Below are 20,323 nucleotides of genomic sequence, written 5' to 3'. Positions count from 1 at the left end.
AACCCCTATTCGAAAATACGGCGCTCGCGGCCAACACCCCTCATTCGAGTGACCCCCCTCAAGGATTGATCGCCGGCGTCGAGGGGAGATCTTCAGCGGGAGGCGGACCGCTCGGGGAAACCGGTCCGAGGGGAATGACCCTGGGAGCTCGGGGCTCCGGGTCAGCACAGGGGAGGACAGGCCCCGGCGCCATGTGGCGCCGGGGCCCTCTCCACACTCACGGCACATCGTCGCGCCCCCTCCCCGGCCGGACGCATCGCTGACGGTCACGGCCCAGAGATCTCAGGTCATATGCCTCACGCGACAGCCTCGCACGCGAATCGCCGGAGCGCTGCGATTCGACCCACTGGATCTTGGAATCGGCGAGATCCAGAATCGCCACAACTCCCGCCCGTGCACCGGGAGTTACACACCCGAGAAGCGAAGACGACCTGTCGTCAGCGCTTGGCGACGAACACATGGGAGGCGACGTCCGCCTCCAGCTCCGCCGCCTCGCCACCGCTGCCCACCAGCACGCCACCCGCCGACTCGGTCACGCTCACCACCGAGCCGGGCTGCACGCCTGCCCGACGCAGCGTGTACATCAGCTGCGCGTCCGTCTGGATCGGCTCACCGATCCGCCGGACGACGACCGTCTTGCCCTCGACGCCCGGGTCGAGGTCGGCCAGCGAGACCATGCCCTCGTCGAGGAACGGATCGGCACCGTCCTTCTCGCCGAGCTCCTCCAGACCGGGGATCGGGTTGCCGTACGGCGACTCGGTCGGGTGCCGCAGCAGCTCCAGCACGCGCCGCTCCACGGCCTCACTCATCACGTGCTCCCAGCGACACGCCTCGGCGTGCACCTGCTCCCACTCCAGCCCGATCACGTCGACGAGCAGACACTCGGCGAGGCGGTGCTTGCGCATGACGCGGGTGGCCAGCCGCCGCCCCTCGTCCGTCAGCTCCAGATGCCGGTCGGTCGCCACGGACACCAGCCCGTCACGCTCCATCCGCGCCACCGTCTGACTGACGGTCGGCCCGCTCTGGTCCAGCCGCTCGGCGATACGGGCGCGCATGGGGACCACACCTTCCTCCTCCAGCTCGAGGATGGTGCGGAGATACATCTCCGTGGTGTCGATCAGTCCGGACATACGTGCCCCTCGATTAGCTCTGCGATTAGCTCAGCCGGAAGCGAGACAGCTCCAGGCGCGTGCGCTGGCCCTGCACTCAATTCTGCCGGATACCACTGACAACCGTGCCGCGCCGTTGGAACCAGCGGGTTACACGAGGGTATGCACCCGGTCTGGAGACGCGCCTCCGCGGCACAGCACCCGCGTACGGCGGCAAGGGGGACGCGCCGGGGGTGTCCGGCCCGCATCGGCCCGGCCCGCGCCACGCACTGCAACGCCGGATGCCCCTCGGCGTACCCGCAGGCACCACGCGAACCCCCACCGCACAGCGACGGGCCGCCGCAGACAACCGCCGGCGGCACACCGTATTGACACCACACTGGTCCAGACCGCACGGTGATCCGCGACACACCCTCACCCCACCGACCGCCCCACCCCCGGAGGGCCCCGCATGAGCGACAGCAAGCCGGCCGACCAGTTCTTCGACGCCGCCATCGCCCTGCTCCAGCGGGCCCGCGACGAGGAGGCAGAGAGCATCGAGGCAGCCGGCACCCTGCTCGCCGACACCGTCGCCACCGGCGGCCGCCTCTTCGCCTTCGGCGCCGGTCATTCCTCCCTCGCCGCCCAGGACATCGTCTACCGCGCAGGCGGCCTCGCGCTGATGAACCTGCTCGCGGTCCCCGGCGTAGTGGGCGTGGACGTCATGCCCGCCACCCTCGGCTCAGCCCTCGAACGCGTCGACGGCCTGGCGAGCGCGGTCCTGGACAGCTCACCCCTCCGGGACGGCGACGCGCTCGTCATCATCTCCCTCTCCGGCCGCAACGCCCTGCCCGTGGAGATGGCCATGAAAGCCCGCGCCCTGGGCGCGAGGGTCATCGGCGTGACCTCGGTGGCGTACGCCTCGGAGACGACTTCCCGCCATGTCTCCGGCACCTACCTCAAGGACCACTGCGACATCGTCCTCGACTCGAAGATCGCGATCGGCGACGCGGAACTCACGCTCGACACCATCCCGGCCCCCTTCGCCCCCGCCTCCACGGTCGTCACCACGGCCCTCCTCCAGGCCGTCATGGCCACGGCAGCCGCCTCCCTGGCAGACCGCGGCATCGAGCCCCCACTCCTGCGCTCGGGCAACGTCGACGGCGGTCACGACTGGAACGGCAAGGTGTTCGAGAAGTACGGCGACCGGATCTTCTACCGGCAGTAGCGGCCCGCGGCCCCACACCACCTAGCCGCGGCCCACGACCCCCGCCAGATCCAGAGCGGAAGCGATCCGCACCGCCACATCCTCCGCGTACACCGCATCGCTGCGCTCGAACGCACTCCGCCCGGCGCCCCGCAAAAACGTCACGACCCCGACCGTCCGCCCCCGGCTCCGCAGCACCGCGCACAGCGCGTGCACCGAGTCCGCAGGCCACTGCCGCCCCACGGCCCACTCACGCGCCCGCTCCGTCGACATCCGGCCCGCATCGGCCCGCACCGACCCGGCCCGCGCCACGCACTGCAACGCCGGATGCCCCTCGGCGTACCGCACCGGCAGGCCCGCCTCCCCACCGAGCAGACTCGGCCCCGGCGCGCCCGAGGGCGTCACGGCGACCCGCACGAGTCGTACCGGCTCCGCGGCCTCCGCATCCGGCACCGCCCCGCCCGCGACCCGGTCGATCAGCGCGTGATCGGCGAACCCGGCCAGCGCGAAGTCCAGGTGCACGGTCGCCGCGTCCGCAGGGTTCTCGCACTCCGCGGCGGCCCGGGCGGCCCGGTGCAGCTGGTTGGTCCGGAACCTCAGCAGCGCGGCTTCCTGTTCCGCCTGCTTGGCCTCGGTCATGTCCTGGAAGAGCCAGCCCACTCCCAACGGCACCGGCTCCTCCGCGAGCGGAGAGGCCAGCCGTACGAAGCCGCACCGCCAGCACCGCCGCCGCTCGCCCTCCGGCGTCCGGACGCTCACCCAGATCTCGGCCGGCGCGGGCGGAGCACCCTCCGCCAGCACATGCGTGAGCGCGCTCTCCAGCTCCTCGACGCCCTGGGCGAGCAGCTCCCCGAGGGGCCGCCCGAGCACGGACGTACGGCCGATACCCAGCGCCCGAGCCGCGTGAGCGTTCACCACCGCGGGCCGCAGATCGGCGTCGACGAGCACGACGCCCCACGACGCGTCCTCGAACAACGCCTCGCTCAGCGCGATCGACCGCTCCAGATCGATCTGCGTGTGCACCTCACTGAAGGCGCAGTAGACCCCGGCGGGCTTCCCGTCGGGCCCGCGCACGGCCGCCGACTGCGTCCGTACGAGAACCCGCCCGCCGTCCTTGGTCAGCAAGGCGAACTCGTGCACCTGCCGCCCCGGAGCGTGCATGGCGGACATCAGCCGCCCCTCCACCTCCTCGGCGTCGGCCTCGCGCACCGCCCACCCGGCGAACCCGTGCCGCCCCACGGCCTCGGCCGCACTCCACCCGAGGATCCGCTCCGCCTCACGGTTCCAATGGGTGACGACCCCGTCCGCGTCGAAGGCGCACAGGGCCGCGTCCATCCCGTCCAGCAGCGCGGCCAGCAGATCGGACCCGCCTGCCGAACCCTCGGAACCCGCCGACGAACCCTCCGGACCGTCCCGCTCGGGTTCGTCCGGTCCCAGCTCGTCGGTGGTCCCACTACGCCGGGAAGCACTCACCTGGACCCCCTGCCAAGCTGCGTCCGCACGTACGACGCGTCGGTTCGCTCACTCGCAATCATCTAACTGGAACGTGACGCAGCACACACCGAGTTCCCACAAGATTGAAGGAATCGTTGTGTGGCGGAAATCGGAAGATCAGACATGAGCCCCGCTTCCCCTTCTCGCGTACACCTCAATCTCGAACTTCATACGAGGATCCGCGAGCCCGCACACCATCATCGTCGCCGCCGGCCGCACCTCCCCGAAGTACCGCCGCAGCACAGGCCAGCACGGCTCGAAGTCGGCCCGCTCGGGCAGCAGGTACCGCACCCGCAGCACATCACCGAACGAACACCCCGCCTCCTCCAGCGCGGCCCCCACGTTCCGCAGACACTGCTCGGCCTGCTCCACCACGTCCTCGGAGATCGTCATCGTCGCGTAGTCGAACCCGGTCGTCCCCGACACATGGACCCAGTCCCCGTCGACCACGGCACGGGCGTACCCGATCTGCTCCTCGAAGGCCGATCCGCTGAGAATCGCCTGCCGCCCCGCATATTGCCCCGTCATGATCGGAACGGTAGGTGGCCGACGCTGATCCGTCCATGACGAAACCGATCACGTCACGCACAGGCGCGTAGCAGCTGGATCGACTGATTGTTCGGAAAACCTCGCCAGTTCGCTCCAGCAGGTCAAGACACCGCTCCACGACGCCGCCGCCATGAACGCGGCCCGATGGCAGACCGGCCGCATCTCGGTCCGAGCCAGGGGACAGCACAGCCTCACGACGCCGATGGGCAGGGTCAACGTCTCTCACTGGAATCTGGAGCTCCTGCAACGCGGCGACGGATACGGCCACAGCGCCCGGCCGGAGTCGGCTCCGTCAGCATCCCGGAAAATGGGTTGATCGGGGGCCGACCCGTTCTTAGGGTGTGGCTTACGTGGAAAGGAGGTGATCGGGTAAATGAGTGAAACCCGGACGCGCGAGGTGGCTGCGGGCTAGCGGCCCGTCGCCCCACCAGTGCGGCGCCGGACCAGCGTGTGCGAGATACACGCAGCCGGCCCAATCCCAGCAGTCACCCGACCCGCGAGCTCGCCGGTACGTCCGGCCGGCTCCTCCGCCGAGGCGGAGGGACCCGAGCTCGCGGGTCGTCTGCGTTCAGGGGCTCCCTGCGCGTGCCGGCCTCACGGGCTGAGCCGCTCGACCCGCCAGCTCCCGTTCTGCTCCGCCACGTACCGCAGCCGGTCGTGCAGCCGGTTCTCCCGCCCCTGCCAGAACTCCACCGCCTGCGGTGCCACCCGGAAGCCGCCCCAGTTCGGCGGCACCGGCACCTGATCGCCCTCGGGATAGCGCGCGGACAGTTCGGCGTACGTGGCGTCGAGGTCGGCGCGGGTGGCGATGACGGAGGACTGGGCGCTGGCCCAGGCGCCGAGCTGGGAGCCGTGCGGGCGGCTGCGGAAGTACGCGGCCGTCTCGTCGCGCCCGGTGCGCCGCGCCACGCCCGTGACGATGACCTGGCGGGCCATCGGATGCCAGGGGAAGAGCAGGGAGAGGTACGGGTTCTCGGCGAGGTCGCGGGCCTTGCGGGAGTCGTAGTTGGTGTAGAAGACGAAGCCCTGCTCGTCGAAGTGCTTCAGCAGCACCGTGCGCGAGCTGGGCCGCCCCTCGGCGTCCGCGGTGGAGACGATCATCGCGTTCGGCTCGAAGAGGTGGGCCTCGGACGCGGCCTGCTTGAACCAGCGCGCGAACTGCTCGACCGGGGTTGCGGCCAGGTCGTTCTCGGCGAGGCCCTCGGCCCGGTACTGCTTGCGCATCGCGGCGGGGTCGAGGGGGGCGGCGTCTCGGTCGGTCACGCGGTCATCCTGCCGTATGGGACGGACGTCGTACGGCGCGGTGCCTCCCTTCGGCCCACATGGCACTGAGTGCCGCAGAGCCCTCCCGAAGATGACACTCAGGGACTATCGTGCTGTTGTCGTCGTGGTTGGATGACCGCCGACCGCACGGGGCATCACAGGGGTACACCCCGGACCGCGAGTCCCCGTGACCGTGGATCCAACGGGGCGTATGCCCATCTCTGTCGAGAGACACATGGTCGTTCCACCCACAACCCCATCCGTCGCACACATCACGAGGAGCCGCCTGATGTCCGACTTCGTACCCGGACTCGAGGGAGTCGTCGCGTTCGAGACGGAGATCGCCGAACCGGATAAGGAGGGCGGCGCTCTGCGGTACCGGGGCGTCGACATCGAGGACCTGGTCGGCCATGTCTCGTTCGGCAACGTGTGGGGGCTGCTCGTCGACGGTGCCTTCCGGCCTGGTCTGCCGCCCGCCGAGCCGTTCCCGATTCCGGTGCACTCCGGCGACATCCGCGTCGACGTCCAGTCCGCGCTCGCCATGCTGGCCCCGGTGTGGGGGCTGAAGCCCCTCCTGGACATCGGTGAGGAGCAGGCCCGGGCGGACCTGGCCCGGGCCGCCGTCATGGCCCTGTCCTACGTCGCCCAGTCCGCGCGCGGTCAGGGCCTGCCCATGGTGCCGCAGCGCGAGATCGACAAGGCGCAGTCCGTCGTCGAGCGCTTCATGATCCGCTGGCGCGGCGAGCCCGACCCCAAGCATGTGGCCGCCGTCGACGCGTACTGGACGTCCGCCGCCGAGCACGGCATGAACGCGTCCACCTTCACGGCCCGCGTCATCGCGTCGACCGGCGCCGACGTGGCCGCGGCGCTCTCCGGTGCCGTGGGAGCCATGTCCGGCCCACTGCACGGCGGTGCCCCGTCCCGGGTCCTGCACATGATCGAGGAGATCGAGCGCACCGGCGACGCCGAGGCGTACGTGAAGCAGACCCTCGACAAGGGCGAACGCCTGATGGGCTTCGGCCACCGCGTCTACCGCGCCGAGGACCCCCGCGCGCGGGTGCTGCGCCGCACCGCCCGGGAGCTGGGTGCGCCGCGCTTCGAGGTCGCCGAGGCGCTGGAGAAGGCGGCGCTGGAGGAGCTGCACAATCGCCGCCCGGACCGGGTCCTGGCCACGAACGTGGAGTTCTGGGCCGCCATCATGCTGGACTTCGCGGAGGTCCCGGCGCACATGTTCACGTCCATGTTCACCTGCGCCCGTACGGCGGGCTGGTCGGCGCACATCCTGGAGCAGAAGCGCACCGGCCGCCTCGTGCGTCCCTCCGCGCGCTACATCGGCCCGGGCCCGCGCGACCCGCGCGCGGTCGAGGGCTACGCCGACATCGCGCACTGATCCCTGCACTGATCACTGATCACCGATCACTGATCCCGAACGGTCGTCGCGCGGAGCCGATCAGCTCCGCGTGGCACCGCTCGGCCGCCGGTGTCGTCGGCCTTCGGCATACGGACCGTGACTGATCCACTCCGCCAGTATGCTGGGGCGGCTGCGGCGCCTTCCACCATCACCCGTTCCCACGTGGTGAGTTCATGCCTGCGGCGATCGAGACGTCCCACGGCATGAGGATGAGGACAGGTGCTGATAGCGGGCCGTTACCGGCTGAGCGAGTCGATCGGGCGCGGTGGGATGGGGGAGGTCTGGCGGGCCTACGACGAGACGCTCGGCCGGCCCGTCGCCGTCAAGCTCCTGCTGCCCCAGGACTCCGATCCCACCGCCACGTCCCGGTTCCGCCTCGAGGCGCAGACGGCGGCGCGGATCGCCCATCCGAACGTGGTCGGCGTCCGGGACTTCGGCGAGCACGAGAACCGGCTCTTCCTGGTGATGGAGCTCGTCGAAGGCGACAGCCTCGCGCGCGTGGCCTCGCAGTTCGGCGCGCTGCCCGCCGAACGCGTCGCGCGCATCGCCGCCCAGGCCGCCGCTGGGCTGGCCGCTGCGCACCGGCAGGGCATCGTCCACCGGGACATCAAGCCCGGCAATCTGCTCCTGGACGCCGACGGCACCCTCAAGATCGGCGACTTCGGGATCGCCCGCTTCCTCGACGACCCCGGCGCGGCGCTGACCGCCACCGGGCAGATCGTGGGCACGAGCCTCTATCTCGCCCCCGAGCGGGCGCTGGGGAAGCCGGCGGGCCCGGCCTCAGACGTCTACGCGCTGGGCTGTGTGCTCTACCAACTGCTCACCGGGCGCCCGCCGTTCCACGCCGACACCGCCGTCGCGATCCTTCACCAGCACCTGGACGCCGTGCCCGTACCGCCCCGCGAACTGGGCGTCGCGGGGCTTCCGCCCGCCTTCGAGAGCTACCTCCTCGGCCTGCTCGCCAAGGACCCCGAGCACCGGCCCGCCGCCCAGCAGGCCGCCGACTGGTTCGCCGACGGTGCCTGGCAGGGACGCCCCGAGCCACTGCCCGACGCGACATCCCCGTCCCGGAGGCCTGCGGTCGTGTCGGCGTCGGCCGCCGGGTCGCAGGTGGGCGACACCAGCAGTCCGACCACGTACATGCTGCCCTCCGCCCAAGGGCCGGCATCCACCGGAAGACCGGGACGCCGGTCGCAGTCCCGGTCCCGGTCGCAGTCCCGGTCCCGGTCCGGCTCCCGGGCACCAAGCGCGGCGCGGTCCGGGTCTCTCGCGCTCCTCGTGCGCCGGCCGCGGGTGGCGGCCACGGCCGCCGCGGCGGTGCTCTTCGCGGCCGCGGTGCTCCTCGGCATGCTGTGGTTCTCCCCCGAGAACACCGCGACGGAGGGCACGAACTCCGAGGCCCCGCCGAGCCCGCCCGCCTCGGCATCCGCATCCGCATCCCCTCCGGTCTCGGTCCCGTCCCCGACCGCCTCCCCCATCCCGGCGGCGGAGACGGGCAGAGCCGGTGCCGAAGTCCAGGAGGAGTCGGACGAGGCGAGGCAGGAGGAAGAGAAGCGGGAGCAGGAGCGGCGGGAGCAGGCCAGGCAGGAGCAGGAACGGCTGGAGCAGGCCGGGCGCGAGCAGCAGGAGCTGGAACAGCAGCAGCGCGAAGTGCCGCAGGACGACGACGACCGCGACGGGAGCGGCGACGACTGACGGGCGGCTCAGCGCCTCAGCCCAGCGCCTCCTCCAGCAGCACCGCCCATTGCGTCACCACGCGGTCGCGGCGGGCCGCGTCGTCGGTGAGGAGGTTGGCGAGACCCAGGCCGCGGGCCATGTCCAGCAGGCCCTGGACCGTCTCCCGCACGCCGGGGCGGGATTCGTCCGCGCCCAGCAGGTCAACGGCTATCCGGTGGGTCTCGCGGCCGACGCGGGCCTCCAGCTCCGTGACCCGCGTCCGTAGCTGATCCTCGTTGGAGGCGGCCACCCAAAGGTGCAGGGCCGCGCGGAACAGGGGGCCCGTGTAGAGGTCCACGAGGGCGGAGACGACCTCGCGCCGGTCGCCCGCCGCGCCCTGCGGGAACAGGGCGCGCAGGGCCGTCGAGCGTTCCTCGGCGACGTACTCGACCGCCGCCGTGAAGAGGTCCTCGCGGGTCGGGAAGTGGTGCTGGGCGGCGCCGCGGGAGACACCGGCGCGTTCGGCGACGACGGAGACCGTGGAGCCCGCCCAGCCGTGTTCGGCGAGGCAGGCCACGGCGGCTTCCAGGAGGCGTTGCCGGGTGGCGCGGCTGCGGTCCTGCTTCGGTACGCGCTCGGCGCGGTCCGCGCGGTCGCCGACTGTGGTCACACCACCCATGCGGGATCCCGTCTTTCGAGGAAGGCCGTCATCCCCTCATGGGCCTGGTCGGAGGAGAACAGCCGGGCCGAGAGCGCGGTCAGGTCCGCCGCGTCCCGGTCGAAGGCTTCCAGCACCTTAGCCGTGAGCAGCGTTTTCGTCTCGGCCAGGGCCTGGGGGGAGGCGCGGCGCAGGCCGTCCAGGACGGGGGTCAGTGCCTCGTCGACGTCCTCGCCCGCGGTGGTGAGCAGGCCGATGCGGGCTGCCTCCGGCGCCGTGAAGCGTTCGCCGGTGAGGTAGTAGCGGGCCAGGGCGCGGGGGTCCGTGCGGGGCAGGAGGGGCAGTGAGATCACCGCGGGGGCGACGCCGATGTGGACCTCCGTGAAGGCGAAGGTGGCCTGGAGGGAGGCGGCCGAGATGTCGCAGGCCGCGAGCAGGCCCAGGCCACCCGCGCGTACGTGGCCGGTGACGCGGGCGACGACCGGTTTGGGCAGTTCGACGATCTGCCTCAGCAGCGCCACCAGCGCGTCCGGCGGGGGCGGGTCACGCAGGTCCGCTCCCGCGCTGAACGTGTTGCCGGTGTGGGTGAGGACGATCGCGCGTACGCCGGCGTCCTTGGCGCAGTCCGCCAGCGCGTCGGTCAGCTCGCCCACGAGGGCCGCCGAGAGCGCGTTGCGGTTGTCCGGGGAGTCGAGGGTGAGGGTCTCGACGCCCCGCGCGCGTGTACGGCCGAGCAGCGTCACATGTCCTCCCTGAGTGCCCGCAGTTCGCGGCGCAGGATCTTGCCGGAGGCGGCCCTCGGGACGCCGTCTATGAACGTGACCTGACGGACGCGCTTGTAAGGGGCGACCTGTTCGGCGACGTACATCATGACCTCCCCTTCGGAGAGGCCGGTGACGGTCGGCTGGCGGACCACGTACGCGTGCGGGACCTCGTTGCCGTCGTCGTTGTAGACGCCGATGACCGCCGCGTCGGCGATGCCGGGGTGGGTGAGCAGGAGGGCCTCCAGTTCGGCGGGGGCCACCTGGAAGCCCTTGTACTTGATGAGTTCCTTGACGCGGTCCACGACGAACAGCCAGCCGTTCTCGTCCGCATGGCCCACGTCGCCGGTGTGCAGCCAGCCGTCGGTGTCGATCATCGCGGCGGTGGCGTCGGGGCGGCCGAGGTAGCCCTTCATGACCTGGGGGCCGCGGATGAGGATCTCGCCGGACTCGCCGGCGCCGAGGTCCTTGTCGGGGTCGTCGAGGGAGACGATGCGCATCTCGGTGCCGGCGATGAGCTTGCCGACGGTTCCGGCGGGCGCGTCGTGCATGGCGGCCAGGGGGACGACGTGGGTGCCGGGGGACAGTTCCGTCATGCCGTACGCCTGGCCGACCGGCGGCAGGCCGAGGCGCTGCGAGCAGGCGGCCGCGAGCTTGGCGTCCAGGGGCGCGGCGGCGCTGATGATGTACTTCAAGGACGACAGGTCGTACTGGGCGACCAGTGGGTGCTTGGCGAGGGCCAGGACGATCGGCGGGGCCACGTACAGGCCGGTGATGCGGTGGTTCTGGATGGCGGCGAGGAAGGTCTCCAGGTCGAAGCGGGGCAGCACGACGACCGTCGCGCCCAGCCTCAGGGGCGCGTTCATCAGGGCGGTCAGGCCGTAGATGTGGAAGAAGGGCAGCACGGCGAGGATGCGGTCGCCGGGGCCGGCGGATATCGCGGGTTCGAGCTGGGCCAGGTTCGTGGCGATCTGGCGGTGGGTGAGCATCACGCCCTTGGGGATGCCGGTCGTGCCGGAGGAGTACGGCAGAGCCGCGACGTCCGCCGCCGGGTCGACGTCGACCTGCGGTTCGGGGGCGGCGGACGCGAGCATGTCGAGGAGCGACCGGTGTCCGGGCGCGGCGTCGCACACGAAGATCTCCTGCACGCCGCCCGCGAGTTCGGCGGCCCGGCGTGCCGCCTCCAGCAGCGGTGAGACGGTGACGATCCAGCGGGCCGCCGAGTCCTTCAGCTGCTTGGCGAACTCCTCGGGCGTGGCGAGCGGGTGCACGGTCGTGACCGAGGCACCCGCGCGTGTGGCGGCGTAGAACGCGGTCGGGAAGGCGACCGTGTTGGGGCTGTGCAGGGCGAGGACGTCGCCCTTGCGGACGCCCGCCTCGGCCAGGCCGGCTGCCACCCGCCGGTGGAAGCGGTCGAGTTGCTCGTACGTGAGGGTGGTGCCGTCCGTGCCGTCGATGAGCGCGGGTGCGTCACCGAACTCGGCAGCCCGGCCCAGCACGAATTCGTGGATGGGGAGTTCTACGGCCGGGACGTCTGCGTACTCGCTGCGGAACACGGTTCCTCCTCGCGACACGGTGCCGACAGGGTGCCCGTCAGTACGACTTGGGCAGGCCCAGGGTCTGGTGGGAGACGTAGTTGAGAATCATCTCCCGGCTCACCGGAGCAATACGAGACACGCGCGCCGCGGTTATCAACGAGGCGAGGCCGAATTCGCGGGTGAGCCCGTTGCCGCCGAGGGTGTGCACGGCCTGGTCGACGGCCTTCACGCAGGCCTCCCCGGCCGCGTACTTGGCCATGTTGGCGGCCTCACCCGCGCCGACGTCGTCACCGGCGTCGTACAGGTAGGCCGCCTTCTGCATCATCAGGCGGGCCAGTTCGAGGTCGATGTGCGCCTGGGCGAGGGGGTGTGCGATGGCCTGGTGGGCGCCGATGGGTGCCTTCCAGACGGTGCGGTCGCGCGCGTACTCGACGGCACGCGCGAGGGCGTACCGGCCCATGCCGATCGCGAAGGCGGCCGTCATGATGCGTTCGGGGTTGAGGCCGGCGAAGAGCTGGAGCAGACCCGCGTCCTCGTCGCCGACCAGGGCGTCGGCGGGGAGCCGTACGTCGTCGAGGGTCAGCTCGAACTGCTTCTCCGCGGCGCTCAGTTCCATGTCGATCTGGCGGCGTGTGAAGCCTTCGGCGTCGCGCGGGACGATGAACAGGCAGGGCTTGAGGCTGCCGGTACGGGCGTCCTCGGTGCGGCCGACGATGAGGGTCGCGTCCGCGATGTCGACGCCGGAGATGAAGACCTTGCGGCCGGTGAGGAGCCAGTCTCCGGTGTCCGGGTCGCGGTGAGCCGTGGTCGTGATGCGGTGGCTGTTGGAGCCGGCGTCGGGTTCTGTGATGCCGAAGGCCATGGTGCGGGTGCCGTCGGCGAGGGCGGGGAGCCACTCCTGTTTTTGGGCTTCCGTGCCGAAGCGGGCGATCACTGTGCCGCAGATGGCGGGTGACACGACCATCATCAGCAAGGGGCAGCCAGCGGCGCCCAGTTCTTCCAAGACGATGGAGAGTTCGGCGATTCCGCCGCCTCCGCCGCCGTATGCCTCCGGCAGGTTGACGCCGAGGTATCCGAGCTTGGCTGCTTCGGACCAGAGCTCTTCTCGGTCGTAGGTGCGGCCGTGGCGTTTGCCGAGGGCGGCTACGGCGGCTCGTAGGGCCTTGTGTTCCTCGGTTTCGAGAGTGGTGGGCATGGGACTCCTTCCGGGTGCGGGTTGTCTGTGGCTGGTCGCGCTCACGCGGCGGTAGCCGCATATCGATACAGTCCCGCGCCCCTTAGGTCTCCTGCACTACTGCCAGCAAGGAGCCGACCGTTACCTGTTGGCCGGGTACCACATGCAAGGCGCTCAGCGCTCCTGTGACCGGCGCTGTGATCTTGTGCTCCATCTTCATCGCCTCCAGCCACAGCAGCGGTTGGCCGGCGTCCACGGCCGCCCCCTCGGTCAGGCCTTCGGCCACACGGACGACCGTCCCCGGCATGGGGGCCAGGAGGGAGCCCGGCGCGTGCTGGGCCGTCGGGTCGGGGAAGCGGGGCAGGGCGGTGAGGCGGGTGGCGTTGACGTGGATCTCGTCGCCGTACCGGGCGACTTCGAAGTTCCTGCGTACGCCGTCCACTTCGAGTACGACCAGGGCGGCCTCGGCGTGTACGACGCGCACCCCGTCCGCCTCCAGGCCCGCGCGCGTGTGCCGGTAGTGGACCTCGATCTCCTCGCCCGCCGCCTCGTAGCGCTTGGTCTGCGGCCGTGAGGGCACGTTGCGCCAGCCGCCGAAGCGGGAGCGGCCGTGGGCGTCGGCGAGGGCGGCGGCCAAGGGGGCGTACGGGTCGCCCGTCCCACAGCAGGCCAGGTCGGTGAGGTGGCGGTCGTAGAAGCCGGTGTCCATGCGGGCGGACGTGAACTCCTCGTGGCGCAGGGAGCGTACGAGGAGGTCCCGGTTGGTGACCGGGCCGTGCAGCGTCGCCCGGTCCAGGGCGCCGGCGAGCTTGCGGACCGCCTCCGCGCGCGTGGGTGCGTGGGCGACGAGCTTGGCGAGCATGGGGTCGTAGTGGACGCCGATGTCGTCGCCGTCGGTGAAGCCGGTGTCCAGCCGGACGCCCTCGGGTACGGCGAACCGGTGCAGTGTGCCGGTCTGCGGGGCCCAGTCGCGGGCCGGGTCCTCGGCGTAGAGGCGGGCCTCGACGGCGTGGCCGCGCGCGCGTGGCGGGTCGTCGGCGAGGGCGTGGCCTTCGGCGACGCGGATCTGTTCGGCGACCAGGTCGATGGTGAAGACGGCTTCCGTCACGGGGTGTTCGACCTGGAGGCGGGTGTTCATCTCCAGGAAGTGGGCCTTGTCGCCGGCCACCAGGAACTCGACCGTGCCGGCGCCGACGTAGTCGACCGCGCGGGCGGCGCGCACGGCCAGCGCGTGCAGCTCGTCGGTGAGCTGCGCGGGGAGTCCGGGCGCCGGGGACTCCTCGATCACCTTCTGGTGGCGGCGCTGCAGGGAGCAGTCCCGGGTGCCGAGGGCCCAGACCGTGCCGTGGGTGTCGGCGAGGATCTGGACCTCGACGTGGCGGCCGTTCTCGACGTACGGCTCGACGAAGACCTCGCCGTCGCCGAAGGCGCTCGCGGCCTCGGAGCGGGCGCTGACGAGGGCGGCGCTCAGGTCCTCCAGACGGCGCACGATCCGCATGCCGCGCCCTCCGCCGCCCGCGGCCGCCTTCACCAGGACGGGGAGGTCGGCCTCGGTGACCTCCCCCAGGGGGGCCAGCCCCATCAGCTCCTTCGCCCGCGTCTTGGATGCCATCGCCTCGATGGCCTCCGGCGGCGGGCCGATCCAGACCAGTCCCGCGTCGAGGACGGCGCGTGCGAAGTCGGCGTTCTCGGAGAGGAAGCCGTAGCCGGGGTGCACGGCGTCCGCGCCGGACGCCACGGCCGCCTTCACGATCAGTCCGGCGTCCAGGTACGTGTCGGCCGGCGCCGCTCCCGGCAGCCGTACGGCCGTGTCGGCCACGCGCGCGTGGAGGGCGTTCGCGTCGGCGTCCGAGTACACGGCCACCGTCCGGATTCCCAGCTCACGGCAGGTGCGGAAGACGCGGCAGGCGATCTCGCCCCGGTTGGCGACCAGAAGTTTTCTGATCATGAGGAGTGTTCTCTTTCCACTAGATCACCGCAACCATCAACTGAGGAACCACCGCGGCGAGCAACCAGGTCCGCGAGAGCGGCGGCGGTTTAGCCGCAAAAGGGGCCTCACATCCGGAAGACGCCGAAGCCACCGCGTGCGCCCTCGTAGGGGGCCGTGTGGAGGGCGGACAGGCACATACCGAGGACGGTGCGGGTGTCGCGCGGATCAATGACGCCGTCGTCGTACAGCCGCCCCGACAGGAACATGGGCAGCGACTCCGACTCGATCTGCTGCTCCACCATGGCGCGCAGCGCCGCGTCCCCCTCCTCGTCGTACGGCTGCCCCTTGGCGGCCGCGGACTGCCGGGCGACGATCGACAGCACGCCGGCGAGCTGCTGGGGGCCCATGACGGCCGACTTGGCGCTGGGCCAGGCGAAGAGGAAGCGGGGGTCGTAGGCGCGGCCGCACATGCCGTAGTGGCCGGCGCCGTAGGACGCGCCCATGAGGACGGAGAGATGGGGCACACGGCTGTTGCTGACCGCGTTGATCATCATCGCGCCGTGCTTGATGATGCCGCCCTGCTCGTACTGGCTGCCCACCATGTAGCCGGTGGTGTTGTGCAGGAAGAGAAGCGGGATGTCGCGCTGGTTGGCCAGTTGGATGAACTGGGCCGCCTTCTGGGACTCCTCGCTGAACAGGACCCCCTGGGCGTTCGCCAGCACGCCGATCGGATAGCCGTGCAGGGCCGCCCAGCCGGTGGTCAGGCTCGTGCCGTACATCGGCTTGAACTCGTCGAAGTCGGAGGCGTCGACGATCCGGGCGATCACCTCGCGCGGGTCGAAGGGGGTCTTGAGGTCGCGGGGGACGATGCCGAGGAGTTCGTCGGCGGAGTACTTGGGGGGTTCGGCGGGGCCCGGATCGCCGTACGCCTTGCGGTGATTGAGCCGGGCGACCACGCGCCGCGCCTGCCGCAGCGCGTCCGGTTCGTCCACGGCGAAATAGTCCGCGAGGCCCGACACGCGCGCGTGCATCTCCGCGCCGCCCAGCGACTCGTCGTCGCTCTCCTCGCCGGTCGCCATCTTCACCAGGGGCGGGCCGCCGAGGAACACCTTGGCGCGTTCCTTGACCATGATCACGTGGTCGGACATGCCGGGGACGTACGCGCCGCCGGCCGTCGAGTTGCCGAAGACGACCGCGACAGTGGGGATGCCGGCCGCCGACAGCCGCGTCAGGTCCCGGAAGATGGCGCCCCCGGGGATGAAGATCTCCTTCTGGGAGGGGAGATCGGCTCCGCCCGACTCGACGAGGTTGACGACGGGCAGCCGGTTGGCGAGCGCGATGTCGTTCGCCCGAAGGGCCTTCTTCAGCGACCAGGGATTGCTCGCTCCCCCGCGCACGGTCGGGTCGTTGGCCGTGATCAGGCACTCCACACCCTCGACGACGCCGATGCCGGTGACGAGGGACGCGCCGACGGCGTAGTCGCTGCCCCAGGCGGCCAGCGGGGACAGCTCCAGGAAGGGCGTGTCGGGGTCGAGGAGCAGCTCGATGCGCTCGCGGGCGAGCAGCTTGCCGCGCCCCCGATGCCGTTCGACGTACTTGGGGCCGCCTCCGGCGAGCGCCTTGGTGTGCTCGGTGTCGAGGTCGGCGAGCTTGGCGAGCATGGTCTCGCGGTGGGCTCGGTAGTCGGGGCCGTTGGTGTCCAGGGTGGAGGGCAGGACGGTCACAGCAGACTCTCCGGGATGTCCAGGTGACGAGAGCGCAGCCATTCGCCGAGGGCCTTGGCCTGCGGGTCGAAGCGGTGCTGGGCGGCGACGCCCTCGCCGAGGATGCCCTCGACGACGAAGTTGAGGGCGCGGAGGTTGGGGAGGGGGTGCCGGGTGACCTTCAGCCGGCGGCTCTCGGGAATCAGCTCCTGGAACCGCTCGACCGTGAGCTCGTGCGCGAGCCAGCGCCAGGCGTCGTCCGTCCGCGCCCACACGCCGACGTTGGCGTTCCCGCCCTTGTCGCCGCTACGGGCGCCGGCGACGAGGCCGAGCGGGGCGCGACGGGTCGGCTCCGCAGCGAGCGGGGGCTCGGGCAGCGGTGGTTGCGGCGCTTCTTCCAGTACGAGGGTGTCGTGGGCCGGCGGCACGGGGATACGGCGGCCGTCGTGGAGGACTGCCACATGGTCGACGGCACCGTGGGGGACGTACACATCCTCGAAGACCCCATACGGGGTGCCCTTTCCCGGTGGCGAAAGCACATGGAAGCCGGGGTAGCTGGCGAGCGCCAGCTCCACAGCGGCGCCGCTCAGCACCCGGCCGACCTTCTCCTGGTCGTGGTCCCGTACGACCAGCCGGAGCAGCGCGCTCGCGGTCTCCTCGGTGGAGGCGTCGGGCTGGTCGGTGCGGACCAGATCCCAACGAACCTCGGCGGGCCGCGACTTGGCGAACGCCTCACTCATCTGCCGCCGCACAAGAGAGGCTTTCGCCTCGATCTCCAGTCCGGTCAGCACGAAGACGACCTCGTTGCGGAAGCCGCCGAGGCGATTGAGGCCGACCTTGAGTGTCGGGGGCGGGGCCTCACCCCGTACGCCCTCGATACGGACGCGGTCGGTACCGTCCTGCGTGAGCCGTACGGTGTCCAGCCGGGCGGTGACGTCCGGTCCGGCGTACCGGGCACCGCCGGTCTCGTACAGCAGCTGGGCGGTCACCGTGCCGACGTCCACGAGGCCGCCGGTGCCGGGATGCTTGGTGATGACGCAGGTGCCGTCCTCGTGGAGCTCGGCGAGCGGGAAGCCGGGGCGGGTGGCGCCGCCCTCGTCGAAGAACGCGTAGTTGCCGCCGGTCGCCTGTGCCCCGCACTCCAGCACATGTCCGGCGACCACGGCGCCCGCGAGCCGGTCGTGGTCGCCGGGGCCCCACCCGAAGCGGGCGGCCGCGGGCCCGGTGACCAGGGCCGCGTCCGTCACCCGCCCGGTGACGACGATGTCCGCGCCCTCGCTCAGACAGGCGGCGATGCCGAAACCCCCGAGGTAGGCGTGGGCGGCGAGGCTGTCCGGGTGCCGGTCCTTGAGGTCGTCTCCCTCGACATGGGCGACGCGTACGGGGATGCCGAGCCGGTCCGCCAACTTCCTTACGGCGTCGGCGAGTCCGGCCGGGTTGAGCCCGCCCGCGTTGGCGACGATCCTGACGCCCCGCTCGTGCGCGAGCCCCAGGCACTCCTCCAGCTGGCGCAGGAAGGTGCGGGCGTATCCGGCGCCGGGGTCCTTCAGCCGGTCCCGGCCGAGGATCAGCATGGTGAGTTCGGCGAGGTAGTCACCGGTGAGGACGTCCAGTTCGCCGCCGGTGAGCATCTCGCGCATGGCGTCGAAGCGGTCGCCGTAGAAGCCGGAGGCGTTGCCGATGCGCAGGACCGTCCCTGCCGGGGGCGGGGGCGAGGTCACCGGGCGGCCCCCTTGGGTGCGCGGCCCGCGCCGGGCGGGCCCGCGAAGACCTGGGCGATGTCGAACCAGCGGTCGGCGTCGGGGCCTTCGGCGCGCAGGGCGAGGTCGCGGCGGTGGGCGCGCTGGGTGACCAGGAGGCAGAAGTCGAGGGCGGGGCCGGTGACGCGCTGCGGGGCGTCTTCGGGGCCGTACGCCCAGACCTCACCGGAGGGTGCGACGAGTTCGACGCGGAAGGGGTCGACAGGCGCCGGGAGTCCGTGCACACCGAAGGCGAAGTCGCGGGTCCGCACCCCGATCCACACCACATGCCTGAGCCGGTCGGTGGGTGCGCGCACCACATCGGCTGCTTCGGCGACATCCAGACCATGGGCCCAGGTCTCCATGAGTCGGGCCGTGGCCATGGAGGCGGCGGACATAGGAGGGCCGTACCAGGGGAATTTGGTGCCGTGTGGTGCCTCGCGCAACGCCGTGTCGAGGGCGGCCCGCCCTTCCCGCCAGCGCGCCAGCAGCTCGGCGGGCGGCAGCGCGGCCCCTCGTCCGCGCCTTCGTCCACGAACGACCCCGGTGTCACCAGCGCCTTCTCCACCAGCGTGTGGAACGCCTCCACGTCGGTCACCGCCAGCAGCGCCGAGTGGTCCGTCCAGGCGAGGTGCGCGATCTGGTGGGCGACGCTCCAGCCGGGCGCCGGAGTCGCGAGCGCCCACTGCTCGGGGCTCAACCCGGCTACCAGCCGGTCGAGTTCCTCGCTCTCCTCGCGCAGATCGTCGAACACGGGCGTCGGGTCGGACACGGGGCGCTCCCCTCGGGGCACGGCGGTGTGCGTGGGTGATGCGGCGTGGTGAGGAGCATGGCAGCGCGTGCGAAAACAAGCAAGCATGCTTGCATTAATTGAGAAGTGTTCACCGGGGGAAGGGTGTCTGTGCGGCGTGCCATCAATACACTCGGGCGTCGCGCCTGTTGCGGCAGCAACGCATCGGTCACACCTCGGGGGAATCACAAGCATGAGCACCTGGAATCCGGGCGGGCAGCCGCCCTTCAACCCGCACGGCCAGCAGCCGCCTCCTCCGCCGCCGCCGGCCGGCGGATATCCGTATCCGCCCCAGGTCCCGCACCCTTACGCTCCGCAGCCCAACGCGCCGTACCCGTATCCGCCGTATCCGTACCGCCCGGCCGCCCCGCCCGGGCCCTCACGCGGCTGTGGCGGCAGATCGGTCCCGTCCCCGTCGCACGCAGGGTGTTCAAGCCGTCCAGGCCCGGCATCGTGCAGGACCCGGTCGTGGCCCGCATGCAGCGGATCCGCACCCTGGTGGGACTGGCCGCCGTGGTGTGGATGTCGGTCACCTACAAGATCGCCGACTCGGTCAGGGTCGCCGACTCGGTGGGCGACGTCGCGAGCGACCGTCTGAACCAGTCCTGGATCAGCGTCCTGGTGCTCTGCGTGACCTTCCCGGTCGTCGTGGGCGTCCTGCTCGCCCTGGCCTCCGCCTCGGCCAGGCGGGAGCTGCTGCGCCGGGCGGCGAAGTGCTTCGGCGCGATGGTCGCCCTGGTGGCCGCGGTCTTCGTGTTCCCGGCCTCCGTGCTCACCGGCTTCGTCGACGGCCGTTTCGCGACCAACCCGGTGATGTCCGTCCTCACTTACACCGGCATCACGCTCACCTTCGTGTGGGTGCTGCCCTTCGTCATCGCGGGCATCGGCCTGTCCCTCCTCCACGTGTTCCGCACTGCCGACATCCACGAGACGATGCCACCGCTGCTGGCCATGACGCTGGTCTGGGAGATGGCCCTGATCGACCTGTTCACGGGCGCCTATACGGGCGTGCCGGTAGCGGTCCGGATCCTGTTCATGCTCGGCGCCCCCGTCTCGGTGACGGCGGTGGGCCTGTGGGAACTGCACCGACTGCGCACCCAGCACGGCATCGGCCTGCAGGGGCTGCTGATGCGACAGGGTCCGGCCCCGGCGTGACGGTGAGGCCGCAAGCAGGCCCGGGCGAGGCAAGACCACCGGGCCGCCACCCCGCATAGCCCTTCTGTGCCGACGCCCCCACCCGCCCCACCACTGCCCGCACCGCACCCATGCACACCGCCCCGCCTCAGCGACAGCCGTCGGCCTGCGGAGACGGCACCGGCCGCGCACCCAGCACGGCATAGGGACGGCGGAGCCTCGACTCGG

At 71.4% G+C, this 20,323-nt stretch carries 15 protein-coding genes and 1 pseudogene; 4 read left to right on the top strand and 12 right to left on the bottom strand.

What is annotated here, in order from left to right:
* Positions 1-437: 437 nt before the first annotated feature.
* Complete coding sequence (locus OHO27_RS23540; protein ID WP_062703554.1) at positions 438-1,130, bottom strand: metal-dependent transcriptional regulator; 693 nt, start codon at positions 1,128-1,130, stop codon at positions 438-440.
* Positions 1,131-1,560: 430 nt separating this feature from the next.
* Here OHO27_RS23540 and OHO27_RS23535 point away from each other — a divergent pair, with 430 nt between their 5' ends.
* Positions 1,561-2,316, top strand: a complete 756-nt coding sequence (locus tag OHO27_RS23535; protein ID WP_328426964.1) for an SIS domain-containing protein — start codon at positions 1,561-1,563, stop codon at positions 2,314-2,316.
* 21 nt (positions 2,317-2,337) lie between these two features.
* Here OHO27_RS23535 and OHO27_RS23530 read toward each other — a convergent pair whose 3' ends face one another.
* From OHO27_RS23530 to pdxH, 3 genes are all read right to left on the bottom strand, one after another.
* Positions 2,338-3,768 (bottom strand): PAS domain-containing protein, encoded by a 1,431-nt coding sequence (locus OHO27_RS23530; RefSeq protein ID WP_328426963.1) that lies wholly within the window; start codon positions 3,766-3,768, stop codon positions 2,338-2,340.
* A 138-nt stretch (positions 3,769-3,906) separates the two neighbouring features.
* Positions 3,907-4,317 (bottom strand): RidA family protein, encoded by a 411-nt coding sequence (locus tag OHO27_RS23525; protein ID WP_328426962.1) that lies wholly within the window; start codon positions 4,315-4,317, stop codon positions 3,907-3,909.
* Between the two features lie 615 nt (positions 4,318-4,932).
* Positions 4,933-5,601 (bottom strand): pyridoxamine 5'-phosphate oxidase, encoded by a 669-nt coding sequence (gene pdxH / locus OHO27_RS23520; protein ID WP_328426961.1) that lies wholly within the window; start codon positions 5,599-5,601, stop codon positions 4,933-4,935.
* Positions 5,602-5,890: 289 nt separating this feature from the next.
* Here pdxH and OHO27_RS23515 point away from each other — a divergent pair, with 289 nt between their 5' ends.
* Positions 5,891-6,991: a citrate synthase 2 gene (locus OHO27_RS23515; protein ID WP_328426960.1), complete on the top strand. Its 1,101-nt coding sequence runs from the start codon at positions 5,891-5,893 to the stop codon at positions 6,989-6,991.
* 240 nt (positions 6,992-7,231) lie between these two features.
* On the top strand, positions 7,232-8,707 hold the full coding sequence (locus OHO27_RS23510) for a serine/threonine-protein kinase (protein ID WP_328426959.1): 1,476 nt from the start codon (positions 7,232-7,234) through the stop codon (positions 8,705-8,707).
* Positions 8,708-8,723: 16 nt separating this feature from the next.
* Here the strand turns inward: OHO27_RS23510 and OHO27_RS23505 are convergent, their stop codons facing one another.
* From OHO27_RS23505 to OHO27_RS23470, 8 genes and pseudogenes are all read right to left on the bottom strand, one after another.
* A complete protein-coding gene (locus OHO27_RS23505; RefSeq protein ID WP_328426958.1) occupies positions 8,724-9,347 on the bottom strand; it encodes a TetR/AcrR family transcriptional regulator in 624 nt (207 codons plus the stop codon).
* The gene (locus OHO27_RS23500; RefSeq protein ID WP_328426957.1) at positions 9,335-10,069 is read right to left on the bottom strand and encodes an enoyl-CoA hydratase family protein; all 735 of its coding nucleotides are present in this window, start codon (positions 10,067-10,069) and stop codon (positions 9,335-9,337) included. The genes OHO27_RS23505 and OHO27_RS23500 overlap by 13 nt, the downstream gene beginning before the upstream one ends.
* Positions 10,066-11,643 carry a 4-coumarate--CoA ligase family protein gene (locus OHO27_RS23495; RefSeq protein ID WP_328426956.1) on the bottom strand — a complete coding sequence of 526 codons (1,578 nt, stop codon included), beginning with the start codon at positions 11,641-11,643 and terminating at the stop codon, positions 10,066-10,068. The genes OHO27_RS23500 and OHO27_RS23495 overlap by 4 nt, the downstream gene beginning before the upstream one ends.
* Before the next feature lie 37 nt (positions 11,644-11,680).
* Positions 11,681-12,820 carry an acyl-CoA dehydrogenase family protein gene (locus tag OHO27_RS23490; protein WP_328426955.1) on the bottom strand — a complete coding sequence of 380 codons (1,140 nt, stop codon included), beginning with the start codon at positions 12,818-12,820 and terminating at the stop codon, positions 11,681-11,683.
* A gap of 82 nt (positions 12,821-12,902) precedes the next feature.
* On the bottom strand, positions 12,903-14,747 hold the full coding sequence (locus OHO27_RS23485; protein WP_328426954.1) for an ATP-binding protein: 1,845 nt from the start codon (positions 14,745-14,747) through the stop codon (positions 12,903-12,905).
* 107 nt (positions 14,748-14,854) lie between these two features.
* Positions 14,855-16,453, bottom strand: coding sequence for an acyl-CoA carboxylase subunit beta (locus OHO27_RS23480; RefSeq protein ID WP_328426953.1), 1,599 nt, complete (start codon positions 16,451-16,453; stop codon positions 14,855-14,857).
* Entirely contained in the window at positions 16,450-18,153 is a 1,704-nt protein-coding gene (locus OHO27_RS23475) for an acyclic terpene utilization AtuA family protein (RefSeq protein ID WP_328426952.1), read from the bottom strand. Before OHO27_RS23475 ends, OHO27_RS23480 begins: the two co-directional genes overlap by 4 nt.
* Positions 18,150-18,943 (bottom strand): annotated as a pseudogene (locus tag OHO27_RS23470) (TIGR03084 family metal-binding protein). The gene OHO27_RS23475 and the pseudogene OHO27_RS23470 overlap by 4 nt, the downstream one beginning before the upstream one ends.
* Positions 18,944-19,438: 495 nt before the next feature.
* On the opposite strand from OHO27_RS23470, the gene OHO27_RS23465 reads away from it, so the two are divergent.
* Positions 19,439-20,116 (top strand): hypothetical protein, encoded by a 678-nt coding sequence (locus OHO27_RS23465; protein ID WP_328430517.1) that lies wholly within the window; start codon positions 19,439-19,441, stop codon positions 20,114-20,116.
* Positions 20,117-20,323 lie beyond the last annotated feature (207 nt).

It is taken from the genome of Streptomyces sp. NBC_00443 (genome assembly GCF_036014175.1).
Lineage (GTDB): Bacteria > Actinomycetota > Actinomycetes > Streptomycetales > Streptomycetaceae > Streptomyces.
The sequence above is the reverse complement of the archived record's forward strand: the minus strand, read 5'-3'. Positions and strand labels throughout refer to the sequence as shown.

Excerpts from the sequence above, each read along its gene's own strand:
- OHO27_RS23540 (WP_062703554.1), bottom strand. The coding sequence starts at position 1,130 with ATGTCCGGACTGATCGACACCACGGAGATGTATCTCCGCACCATCCTC.
- OHO27_RS23535 (WP_328426964.1), top strand. The coding sequence starts at position 1,561 with ATGAGCGACAGCAAGCCGGCCGACCAGTTCTTCGACGCCGCCATCGCC.
- OHO27_RS23525 (WP_328426962.1), bottom strand. The coding sequence starts at position 4,317 with ATGACGGGGCAATATGCGGGGCGGCAGGCGATTCTCAGCGGATCGGCC.
- OHO27_RS23515 (WP_328426960.1), top strand. The coding sequence starts at position 5,891 with ATGTCCGACTTCGTACCCGGACTCGAGGGAGTCGTCGCGTTCGAGACG.
- OHO27_RS23505 (WP_328426958.1), bottom strand. The coding sequence starts at position 9,347 with ATGGGTGGTGTGACCACAGTCGGCGACCGCGCGGACCGCGCCGAGCGC.
- OHO27_RS23490 (WP_328426955.1), bottom strand. The coding sequence starts at position 12,820 with ATGCCCACCACTCTCGAAACCGAGGAACACAAGGCCCTACGAGCCGCC.
- OHO27_RS23485 (WP_328426954.1), bottom strand. The coding sequence starts at position 14,747 with ATGATCAGAAAACTTCTGGTCGCCAACCGGGGCGAGATCGCCTGCCGC.
- OHO27_RS23465 (WP_328430517.1), top strand. The coding sequence starts at position 19,439 with ATGCAGCGGATCCGCACCCTGGTGGGACTGGCCGCCGTGGTGTGGATG.